The organism is Microbacterium sp. (assembly GCF_035277845.1).
GTDB lineage: Bacteria > Actinomycetota > Actinomycetes > Actinomycetales > Microbacteriaceae > Microbacterium.
In genome coordinates, this window is record NZ_DATEJS010000301.1 from 1 (window position 1) to 9,960 (window position 9,960).

Below are 9,960 nucleotides of genomic sequence, written 5' to 3' on the forward strand. Positions count from 1 at the left end.
CGCTGCTCGTTCGTCGTCGGCTCCACCGCGGCCGCGCGGCGGGGGAGCCGTGCCGCGTGTGACGCGCCCACCCGCCACACGCTGCAGTCCCATCCCTCGTCGACGTGCACGATCCGGGCGTCGGGCGGGATCAGGTGGGACGCCTGTGCGTGTACGAGTCGCCGCACCAGCGGCTCGTCGATGGGGACCTCGGCGGCCGGCTTGTCGGGCATCGGGACGACGGAGCCTCAGACGTCGAGAGAGTCGCCGGCATCGAGGGCGGCGAAGCTGCCGCCGCCCTGTTCGACGCTCCAGGCGAGGCGCGCGCGTCCGAGTGCGAGGCCGGCCGGCGACAGAGTCTGCTCGTGCGTGCTGAAGGCGCGTTCAGGCGCGACCGCGAGCACGAAGTCCATGGCCTCGCTGATCTTCAGCCAGGGTGCGCCGACGGGGGCGGCGAGCAGCGGGACCCGCGCGCCGCCCTCGAGGGTGGGGACGGCATACGAGTCGCCGGGATAGTAGAGGGTGCCGTTGACGAGCACGCCGACGTTGTCGACCACGGGGATCGATGAGTGGATCACGGCGTGCCGGCCGCCGAAGAACCTCAGCGAGAACGGTCCGGCCCGGTGGGTCTCCCCGGGCGCGACGACCGTCACGCCGAATTCGGCCGCGGCATCGGCGACCCCCGGCGGCCCGAACACCGGGATGTCGCCCGCCGTCTCGCGGATGCGGCGCAGGTGCTCGGGCGTCCAGTGGTCGGCGTGCTCGTGCGTGATCACCACGGCGACGGCGCGGGACAGGTCGGGCAGAGCCGGGGTGAACGAGCCCGGGTCGATCACCAGCAGGTCGCCGCCCTCGTCGGCGACGAGCATGGCGTGTTCGTGTTTGGTCACTCGCATGAGTCGAGTCAACCCGCTCGACACGCCCGGCGGCAAGCAGGCGGCGGCCTCGATTTGTCCATGCCGTATCCGGCATGTCATACTCAGATGGTTGCGCAAGCGGCCCCATCGTATAGCGGCCTAGTACGCCGCCCTCTCACGGCGGTAACGCGGGTTCGAATCCCGCTGGGGTCACCAACAGCGAGAAGAGCCCACCCGGACGGGTGGGCTCTTCTGCGTGTGCGGGCGAACGGCTGCCGGGACACGCCGCCGGGCGGGCTCCGGTAGGCTGGGAAGGCACGCAGGGAGTATCCCGCAAACGCGCGTTCGTCATCACGGGCATCCGCTCCGGACACGCACCGCCTTCGGCGGGGGAGAGACTGTCGGCCCTCAGTCGACCCCTGCGAAAGGCCTCCTCATGGGTTTCGTCATCCCCGCCTGGTTCGAGATCACCGCGCTGATCGTGCTCGTCGCCGTGCTGGTGGGAGATCTGCTTCTCATCCTCAAGCGCCCGCACATCCCGTCCGCACGGGAATCGACGCTGTGGGTGGTGTTCTACGTCGCCCTGGCCCTCGTCTTCGCCGTCATCCTGCTCGCAGTGACGCAGAGCGGGGATGCCGCGACCCAGTTCGTCGCAGGATGGCTGACCGAGTACAGCCTCTCGATCGACAACCTGTTCGTCTTCGTGCTGCTGATGTCGCAGTTCTCGGTGCCGCGGCGCTACCAGCAGGAGGTGCTGATGGTGGGGATCATCATCGCCCTCGTGCTGCGCGGCGTGTTCATCCTGCTGGGGGCCGCGCTCATCGAGAACTTCAGCTGGATCTTCTACATCTTCGGGCTCTTCCTCGTCTACACGGCATGGCGCCAGGCGTTCCCCGGCAAGGAGGAGGAGGACGCCCGCACCGAGACCGGGATCGTCCGGTTCCTGCGGCGCTTCATCAGCATCAGCGACTCCTACGACGGCTCGAAGCTGCGCACCACCGTGGCGGGCACGGTGGTGTGGACGCCCATGATCCTCGTGTTCGTGGCGATCGGATTCACCGATCTGATCTTCGCGATCGACTCGATCCCGGCCATCTTCGGGATCACGCGGAGCCCCTTCATCGTCTTCACCGCGAACCTGTTCGCATTGATGGGCCTTCGTCAGCTCTACTTCCTGCTGGGGAACCTGCTCGATCGCCTGCGCTACCTGCACTACGGCATCGCGTTCATCCTCGCCTTCATCGGCGTCAAGCTCGTGCTGCACGCCCTGCACGTCAACGAGCTGCCCTTCATCAACGGCGGCGAGCCCGTCGAGGCGGCGCCCGAGATCTCGACCGGGATGTCGCTCGGCGTCATCGTCGTCGCGATGGCCGTGGCCGGCGTCGCCAGCGTGATCGCCGGCCGTCGCGAGCAGGCGGCCGAGGGCACGGACAGGACCGGCTCCTGAACGCCTGATAGTCTGACACCGTGCGGATCGCTCGCCTCCTTCTTAGCGGCCGCGACGGGGCCTCGCTCTGAGCCCATCCCCGTCGCGGAGTCTGTCGCGGGCTTTGATCCCCTTCCCTAGGAGAACGACGAACCCATGAGCACTGCGCACGCTGCGACCGAGAACGAGACGACGGTCGTGCCCGACCGGCCTCGCACGCTCGCCGAGAAGGTCTGGGACGACCATGTGGTCGTCAAGGGCGAAGACGGCCAGCCCGACCTCATCTACATCGACCTGCACCTGGTGCACGAGGTCACGAGCCCGCAGGCGTTCGACGGCCTGCGCGCCGAAGGGCGCCCGGTGCGGCGCCTCGACCTGACGATCGCGACCGAGGACCACAACACCCCGACGCTCGAGATCACGAAGCCCATCGCCGACCCGACCAGTCGCACCCAGATCGAGACGCTGCGTCGCAACGCCGCCGAGTTCGGGGTGCGCCTGCACTCGCTCGGCGACCGCGAACAGGGCATCGTGCACGTCGTCGGTCCCCAGCTCGGCCTCACGATGCCGGGCATCACCGTCGTGTGCGGCGACAGCCACACCTCGACGCACGGCGCGTTCGGCGCCATGGCGTTCGGCATCGGCACGAGCGAGGTCGAGCATGTGCTGGCCACCCAGACCCTGCCGCTGAAGCCCTTCAAGACGATGGCGATCACCGTCGAGGGCGAGCTTCGCCCGGGCGTCACCGCGAAGGACATCATCCTCGCCGTCATCGCCAAGATCGGCACCAACGGCGGTCAGGGCTACGTGCTCGAGTACCGCGGCAGCGCGATCCGCGCCCTCTCGATGGAGGGGCGCATGACGATGTGCAACATGTCCATCGAGGCCGGTGCGCGGGCCGGCATGGTCGCTCCCGACGACACCACCTTCGAGTACCTCAAGGGCCGGCCGCACGCGCCGCAGGGCCGGGACTGGGATGATGCCGTCGCCTACTGGCGCACACTGCCGAGCGACGAGGGCGCGGTCTACGACGCCGAGGTGTTCCTGGACGCGAACGAGCTGGAGCCGTTCGTCACGTGGGGCACCAACCCGGGCCAGGGCGTCTCGCTCTCGCAGAGCGTTCCGCAGCCGTCCGAGTTCGCCGATCCGAACGCCCGCGCCGCCGCCGAGCGCGCGCTGGAGTACATGGACCTGACCCCGGGCACGGCGATGAAGGACATCCACGTGGATGCCGTCTTCATGGGCTCCTGCACCAACAGCCGCATCGAGGACCTGCGCGCGTTCGCGTCGGTCATCAAGGGACGCACGAAGGCCGAGGGCGTGCGCGTCATGGTCGTGCCGGGCTCCGCCCGCGTGCGCCTCGAGGCCGAGGCCGAGGGCCTCGATCAGGTGTTCATCGACTTCGGCGCCGAGTGGCGCTTCGCCGGGTGCTCCATGTGCCTCGGCATGAATCCCGACCAGCTGGCGCCCGGAGAGCGGTGCGCCTCGACATCGAACCGCAACTTCGAGGGCCGGCAGGGCAAGGGCGGACGCACCCACCTGGTGTCGCCGCTGGTCGCCGCCGCGACGGCGGTGCGCGGCACGCTGTCCAGCCCCAGCGACCTGGAAGCCGTGGAGGCCTGAGACATGGAGAAGTTCACCACCCACACCGGCGTCGCCATGCCGCTGCGCCGCTCGGCCGTCGACACCGACCAGATCATCCCCGCCGTCTACCTGAAGCGGGTCACCAAGACCGGCTTCGACGACGCGCTGTTCGCCAACTGGCGGCAGGACCCCGAATTCGTGCTCAACCAGCCCGCCTACGCACACGCGTCGGTGCTGATCGCCGGACCCGACTTCGGCACCGGCTCCAGCCGCGAGCACGCCGTGTGGGCGCTGCGCGACTACGGTTTCACGGCCGTGCTCAGCCCGAAGTTCGCGGACATCTTCCGTGGCAACGCCGGCAAGCAGGGCCTGGTCACCGGCGTGATCTCGGATGCGGACGTGGAGCGGCTGTGGGATGCCGTCGAGGCGCAGCCGGGGGTGCAGATCACCATCGACCTGGAGGCCCGCGAAGCGGTTCTCGGCGATATCCGGGTGCCGTTCGAGATCGACGATTACACTAGGTGGCGGCTGCTGGAGGGGCTCGATGACATCGGGCTGACCCTCCGGAACGAGGACAAGATCGCCGCGTTCGAGGCAAACCGTGAAAGCTGGCGACCGCGTACCCTGCCGGTTCCGCCCGTGACCGCTTCCTGAATCCGACATAGTGAGGCACTCTGCATGACACTCCTGAACGACATCGTTTCCGCAGACGGTCGCAAGGGAGGGTCGGGCGAAACCCTCGCCATCCGTGGCGGCAGGCCGCTCCGCGGCCGGGTCGAGGTGAAGGGTGCGAAGAACCTCGTCACGAAGGCGATGGTGGCGGCGCTGCTCGGCGAGAGCCCGAGCGTGCTGCGCGACGTGCCGGACATCAGCGACGTCGCCGTGGTGCGCTCGCTGCTCGAGGTGCACGGCGTGCACGTCACCGCCGGCGACGAGCCGGGTTCGTTCGTGCTCGACCCGGCCGACGTGGAGTCCGCCCACTTCGAGGAGATCGACGCGCACGCCGGGGCATCCCGCATCCCCATCCTGTTCTGCGGGCCGCTGCTGCACCGCCTCGGCCAGGCGTTCATCCCGGACCTCGGCGGATGCCGCATCGGCGACCGTCCCATCGACTTCCACCTCGACGCGCTGCGCAAGTTCGGAGCGGTCGTGGAGAAGCTGCCGAGCGGCATCCGCCTGTCCGCCCCGAACGGCCTGCACGGCGCCAACATCCACCTGCCGTACCCGAGTGTCGGCGCCACCGAGCAGGTGCTGCTGACGGCCGTGCGCGCGGCGGGCGTCACGGAGCTGCGCAACGCGGCCATCGAGCCCGAGATCATGGATCTCATCGCGGTGCTGCAGAAGATGGGCGCGATCATCTCGTACGAGCCGAACCGCGTCATCCTCATCGAGGGCGTGGAGCAGCTGCGCGGCTACGACCACCGGGCGATCTTCGACCGCAACGAGGCCGCCAGCTGGGCGTGCGCGGCGCTGGCCACCGATGGCGAGATCTTCGTCGGCGGCGCCAAGCAGCAGGAGATGCTGACGTTCCTGAACGTGGTGCGCAAGGTCGGCGGCGACTTCGACATCCACGAGGACGGCATCCTGTTCCGCCGCGGCGGCGAGCTCAAGCCCGTCGTCGTCGAGACCGACGTGCACCCCGGCTTCATGACCGACTGGCAGCAGCCGCTGATCGTCGCGCTCACGCAGGCGACGGGCGAGTCGATCGTGCACGAGACCGTCTACGAGAACCGTTTCGGCTTCACGCAGGCGCTCGTGCAGATGGGCGCCGACATCGTCGTGCACCCGCACGGCCTGCAGGAGGGCCCGCGCCGCGTACCGCGCCGCAACCTCGAGCAGGCCGCCGTCATCAACGGACCGACCCCGCTGCACGGCGCCGACATCACGGTGCCCGACCTGCGCGGCGGCTACAGCCACGTCATCGCCGCGCTCACGGCCACGGGTGAATCCGTGGTGCGCAACGTCGGCATCATCAGCCGCGGCTACGAGAAGCTGTTCGACAAGCTCGCCGCCCTCGGCGCGGACTTCGACGTCCTCGGTTGACCGGCATGACCCGCCCGCCACGCGCGTCGCAGGAGAAGACCCGCCCGAGTGCGTTCTGGGTGCTCGCCGCCGTCGTCGTCCCGATCGTCGGGCTCTTCGCCCGCATCCGGATCGTCGGCGCCGAGAAGCTGCCGCGCGAGGGCGCCTTCGTGCTCGCCCCGAACCACCACAGCGAGATCGACCCGCTCATCGTCGCGGTCGCGGTCTGGCGGGCCGGGCGGGCGCCGCGCTTCATGGCGAAGGAGAGCCTGTTCCGGGTGCCGGCGCTCGGCTGGGCGCTGCGCGCCACCGGCATGGTCCCGGTCTCCCGTGCCACCACCGCGGCGGCCGCGCGGCAGACGATCGCCACCTCGCGCGAGCTCGTCAAGCACGGGCGGGGCGTCATCGTGTATCCGGAGGGAACGCTCACCCGCGACCCCGAGCTGTGGCCGATGCGCGGCAAGAGCGGTGCCGTGCGACTCGCCATGATGGGTGACATCCCGCTGTATCCGATGGCCCAGTGGGGCGCGCAGGAACTGATGCCGCGATACGGCAAGATCTCCCTGTGGCCCCTGCGCAAGCGAATGACCGTCGTGATCGGCGACCCGGTGGACCTGTCCGCCTACCGCTCCGCTCCGAAGACCCCCGCCGCCCTGGCCGACGCCACGACGGTCGTGATGGACGCCGTCGCAGACCTGCTCTCCGGCATCCGCGGCATCCCCGCGCCCAAGGAGCGCTGGGACCCGTCCGCGCACGGTCAGAAGGAGACGGGGCGGCTTGACTCCTAAGCACGGACCGCTGCCGAAGATCGCGGTGCTCGGCGCCGGCAGCTGGGGCACGACGTTCGGCAAGATCCTCGCCGACGGCGGCGCGCACGTCGTCATGTGGGCGCGGCGGCCCGAACTCGCCCGCGAGATCGACACCGCCAAGCGCAACAGCAAGTACCTGCCGGGGATCAACCTGCCGCGGGAGATGTCGGCGACGCATCAGCTCGCCGAGGCCCTGGACGGTGCCGAGCAGATCTACCTGTCGATCCCGAGCCAGCAGGTGCGGTCGAGCCTCAAGCCGCTGCGCCCGCTCATCACCCGGTCGGATGCCCCGATCGTGTCGCTGATGAAGGGCGTCGAGCGGCGCACCGGGCTGCGCATGAGCCAGGTCATCGAGCAAGAGCTGCGGTGCGATCCAGGCCGCGTGGCGGTGGCATCCGGACCCAACCTCGCGCTGGAGATCGCCCGGGAGCAACCCACCGCGGCGGTCATCTCGTCGGTGAGCCAGGACACGGCGGATGCCGTCGCCCGCCGCGCGCGCAACCGGTACTTCCGCACCTTCGTGAACACCGACGTCATCGGCACCGAGTTCGGCGGCGTGCTCAAGAACCTCATCGCCGTCGCCATCGGGATCGTCGACGGCGTCGGCTACGGCGAGAACACCAAGGCGTCCATCATCACGCGCGGCCTCGTCGAGATGACCGACTTTGCGGTCGCGCAGGGCGCGCACCCCGAGACGCTGCAGGGACTGGCCGGCCTCGGCGACCTGATCGCGACGTGCCAGTCGCCGCTCAGCCGCAACAACACCGCGGGGCGCCTGCTCGGACAGGGCTACAGCTTCCAGGACGTGGTCAAGCGCATGGAGCAGACGGCGGAGGGCCTGGCATCCGTCGCGCCCATCCTGCAGCTGGCGCGCTCGGCGGGCGTGCACATGCCCATCGTCGAGCAGGTCAAGATGGTGCTCGACGGCACGATGAACCCGCGGGACATCGCCCCGCATCTGACGACGGACGACGACACCCCGCAGGGGGAGAGGACGCAGAATGGACAAGCCGGTGGTGGCGGTGCTCTTTGGCGGTCGCTCCAGCGAACACTCGATCAGCTCCGCAACAGCGGGAGGCGTCCTCCGCGCGATTGACCGCGACCGGTTCCAGGTCGTCCCGGTGGGGCTGACGCGCGAGGGCGCGTTCGTGCTCGAGGAGGACGATCCGGCCAAGTTCGCCCTCGACCCGCAGAACATGCCCGAGGTCCGTGACAACGGCACGCGCGTGATCTGGCCGGAGGCGTCCGGCGTGCGGGACCTCCGCGTCCGCGACACCGACGGTGCACTCCGCACGATCGGGCGCCTGGACGTCGTGCTGCCGATCCTGCACGGCGCGCACGGCGAGGACGGCACCATCCAGGGCTTCTTCGACACGCTCGAGGTGCCGTACGCCGGCGGCGGCGTGCTCGATTCCGCGATCTGCATGGACAAGCACTTCATGAAGATCGCGCTGCAGGCCGCCGGGGTCGCCGTGTCCGACTGGGTGACGGTTCGCCGTGGCATCTCGGCCGACGATGCGGCGGCGCGTGCCGCCCATCTGCCGCTGCCCTGGTTCGTCAAGCCGGCCCGCGCGGGCTCCAGTGTCGGCGTCTCCAAGGTGCACGACCTGTCCGAGCTGGATGCCGCGCTGCAACTCGCCTTCGCGGAGGACGACAAGGTGCTCATCGAAGAGGGCATCGTCGGCCGTGAGGTGGAGGTGGGGGTGCTGGAGACCCCGGGCGAGACCGCGCGCGTGTCGCTTCCCGGCGAGATCGTGCTGACCACCCGCGAGTTCTACGACTTCGAGGGCAAGTACCTCGGCGGCGACGGGGTCGAGGTGGTGTGCCCGGCGGCGCTGAGCGACGCCGACACCGAGGCGGTCCAGCGGGCGGCCGTGCAGGCGTTCGAAGCAGTGGACGGGCGGGGACTCGCCCGCGTCGACTTCTTCGTGACGGAGTCCGGTCCCGTGGTCAACGAGCTCAACACGATGCCCGGGTTCACGCCGATCTCGATGTTCCCGAAGTGCTGGGTCGCGTCGGGGATGAGCTACTCGGACCTGATCTCGGATCTCATCGACACCGCGTTGAGCCGCACCGGAGACCCGGCGCTGAGCCGGGCCTGACCACGGCCGCGGCCGAGGTCACTCGTTGGTGACCGGGTTGCTGCACTGCGCGGTCTGCCGGGTGTCCTGCGCGATGAGGCGCCCGACCGTGTCGAGCACCTGATTCGGGTCGACGCCGGCTGTCGCGCTGCTGTCGAGGAACAGCTGCACGGCGGGTGTGCGCCCGAACGTCGTGACCGTCAGCTTCGGAGTCTTCGAGGCGTCCACGATCCAGTCGATGCCGCCGACGCTGATGCACTTCAACGTCGTGGGGCCGGGGGGCGTCACGCCGCACGCGAGGATGATCGTCGCGGGGGTGCCCCACGCAGCCGTGGACTGTGCATCCGTCCATCGGCGGCCCTGGCCCCCGAGGGTGCCGCCGGAAAGGCCCGTCAGGTCGGTCATCACCTCGGCGCAGTGCGGGTCGTTCGCGTCGGGCGGCGGGTTCAGCGAGACGGTCGTCGCACAGCCCGCCAGCGCAGCCGTCGCGAGCCCGGCGAGAGCCGCGGCCACGAGCGTGCGCAGGGCGCGGCGGGAACCGGGTGTGCGGCGGGGGGAGGTCACCCCTCCAGGCTAGACGCCGGCGGCTGGGACGCCGCCGCACGGGGGAGTGCGGCACGGCCGATACGGTGGAATCCATGACCGAAGCCGATCCGACCGTGGGTGAGCTGTCCGAGGGGCAGGTGCTGGAGGCCATCCTGCGGCAGTTCGGACCGTCCGCCGCCGAGATCGGCCCGGGTGACGACGCCGCCGTGCTGCGGGTGCCCGGCGGACGGATCGTCGCCACGGTGGACACCCTGGTGCACGGTCCCGACTTCCGCCTCGCCTGGTCGAGCGGGTACGACCTGGGCTGGAAGGCCGCGGCCGTGAACCTGGCCGACCTCGCCGCGATGGGCGCGCAGCCGGTTGCCCTTCTCGTCGCGCTCGCGATGCCGGACGACACGCGCCTGTCGTTCGTGACCCGGCTCGCCGCCGGTCTCCGGGCCGGCTGCGAGGCGCTCGCGCCCGGCTGCGCGGTCGAGGGCGGCGATCTCACGGTGTCGGACACCCTCACGATCGCCGTCACCGCGCTCGGTGCCCTGGACGGCGTCACGGCGGTGCGCCGGGACGGGGCCCGCCCGGGCGACGTCGTCGCGCTGGCCGGCGAGGCGGGGCATGCGGCGCGGGGTCTCGGCATCCTGTTCGACCGGTTCCGGGATGCC

At 70.1% G+C, this 9,960-nt stretch carries 10 protein-coding genes, 1 tRNA gene and 1 pseudogene; 9 read left to right on the top strand and 3 right to left on the bottom strand.

Features of this window, described 5'->3' with window-relative positions; all coding sequences use genetic code 11:
• Positions 1-212: pseudogene (locus VJR25_RS13150) on the bottom strand (hypothetical protein); the annotation flags it as partial.
• 15 nt (positions 213-227) lie between these two features.
• Positions 228-875 carry an MBL fold metallo-hydrolase gene (locus VJR25_RS13155; protein WP_324115735.1) on the bottom strand — a complete coding sequence of 216 codons (648 nt, stop codon included), beginning with the start codon at positions 873-875 and terminating at the stop codon, positions 228-230.
• 101 nt (positions 876-976) lie between these two features.
• Here VJR25_RS13155 and VJR25_RS13160 point away from each other — a divergent pair.
• The 8 genes from VJR25_RS13160 (at position 977) to VJR25_RS13195 (ending at position 8,779) form a co-directional block, all read left to right on the top strand.
• A tRNA-Glu gene (locus tag VJR25_RS13160) sits at positions 977-1,052 on the top strand.
• A 220-nt stretch (positions 1,053-1,272) separates the two neighbouring features.
• Entirely contained in the window at positions 1,273-2,283 is a 1,011-nt protein-coding gene (locus VJR25_RS13165) for a TerC family protein (RefSeq protein ID WP_324115737.1), read from the top strand.
• 135 nt (positions 2,284-2,418) lie between these two features.
• Positions 2,419-3,885: a 3-isopropylmalate dehydratase large subunit gene (gene leuC / locus VJR25_RS13170; RefSeq protein WP_324115739.1), complete on the top strand. Its 1,467-nt coding sequence runs from the start codon at positions 2,419-2,421 to the stop codon at positions 3,883-3,885.
• A gap of 3 nt (positions 3,886-3,888) precedes the next feature.
• Positions 3,889-4,500, top strand: coding sequence for a 3-isopropylmalate dehydratase small subunit (gene leuD / locus VJR25_RS13175; RefSeq protein WP_324115741.1), 612 nt, complete (start codon positions 3,889-3,891; stop codon positions 4,498-4,500).
• A gap of 24 nt (positions 4,501-4,524) precedes the next feature.
• The gene (murA, locus tag VJR25_RS13180) at positions 4,525-5,889 is read left to right on the top strand and encodes a UDP-N-acetylglucosamine 1-carboxyvinyltransferase (RefSeq protein ID WP_324115743.1); all 1,365 of its coding nucleotides are present in this window, start codon (positions 4,525-4,527) and stop codon (positions 5,887-5,889) included.
• A gap of 5 nt (positions 5,890-5,894) precedes the next feature.
• Positions 5,895-6,656, top strand: coding sequence for a lysophospholipid acyltransferase family protein (locus VJR25_RS13185; RefSeq protein WP_324115745.1), 762 nt, complete (start codon positions 5,895-5,897; stop codon positions 6,654-6,656).
• The gene (locus VJR25_RS13190; RefSeq protein WP_324115747.1) at positions 6,646-7,773 is read left to right on the top strand and encodes an NAD(P)H-dependent glycerol-3-phosphate dehydrogenase; all 1,128 of its coding nucleotides are present in this window, start codon (positions 6,646-6,648) and stop codon (positions 7,771-7,773) included. Before VJR25_RS13185 ends, VJR25_RS13190 begins: the two co-directional genes overlap by 11 nt.
• On the top strand, positions 7,679-8,779 hold the full coding sequence (locus VJR25_RS13195; protein ID WP_324115749.1) for a D-alanine--D-alanine ligase family protein: 1,101 nt from the start codon (positions 7,679-7,681) through the stop codon (positions 8,777-8,779). Before VJR25_RS13190 ends, VJR25_RS13195 begins: the two co-directional genes overlap by 95 nt.
• A gap of 18 nt (positions 8,780-8,797) precedes the next feature.
• On the opposite strand, the gene VJR25_RS13200 is transcribed toward VJR25_RS13195, so the two are convergent.
• On the bottom strand, positions 8,798-9,322 hold the full coding sequence (locus VJR25_RS13200; RefSeq protein WP_324115750.1) for a DUF3515 family protein: 525 nt from the start codon (positions 9,320-9,322) through the stop codon (positions 8,798-8,800).
• 74 nt (positions 9,323-9,396) lie between these two features.
• On the opposite strand from VJR25_RS13200, the gene VJR25_RS13205 reads away from it, so the two are divergent.
• The coding region (locus VJR25_RS13205) for a thiamine-phosphate kinase (protein WP_324115752.1) at positions 9,397-9,960 on the top strand (564 nt) is incomplete at its 3' end.

Bases quoted from the DNA above. Each gene is read 5' to 3' on its own strand.
- murA (WP_324115743.1), top strand. From the start codon at position 4,525: ATGACACTCCTGAACGACATCGTTTCCGCAGACGGTCGCAAGGGAGGG.
- VJR25_RS13195 (WP_324115749.1), top strand. From the start codon at position 7,679: ATGGACAAGCCGGTGGTGGCGGTGCTCTTTGGCGGTCGCTCCAGCGAA.
- VJR25_RS13155 (WP_324115735.1), bottom strand. From the start codon at position 875: ATGCGAGTGACCAAACACGAACACGCCATGCTCGTCGCCGACGAGGGC.
- VJR25_RS13165 (WP_324115737.1), top strand. From the start codon at position 1,273: ATGGGTTTCGTCATCCCCGCCTGGTTCGAGATCACCGCGCTGATCGTG.
- leuC (WP_324115739.1), top strand. From the start codon at position 2,419: ATGAGCACTGCGCACGCTGCGACCGAGAACGAGACGACGGTCGTGCCC.
- leuD (WP_324115741.1), top strand. From the start codon at position 3,889: ATGGAGAAGTTCACCACCCACACCGGCGTCGCCATGCCGCTGCGCCGC.
- VJR25_RS13185 (WP_324115745.1), top strand. From the start codon at position 5,895: ATGACCCGCCCGCCACGCGCGTCGCAGGAGAAGACCCGCCCGAGTGCG.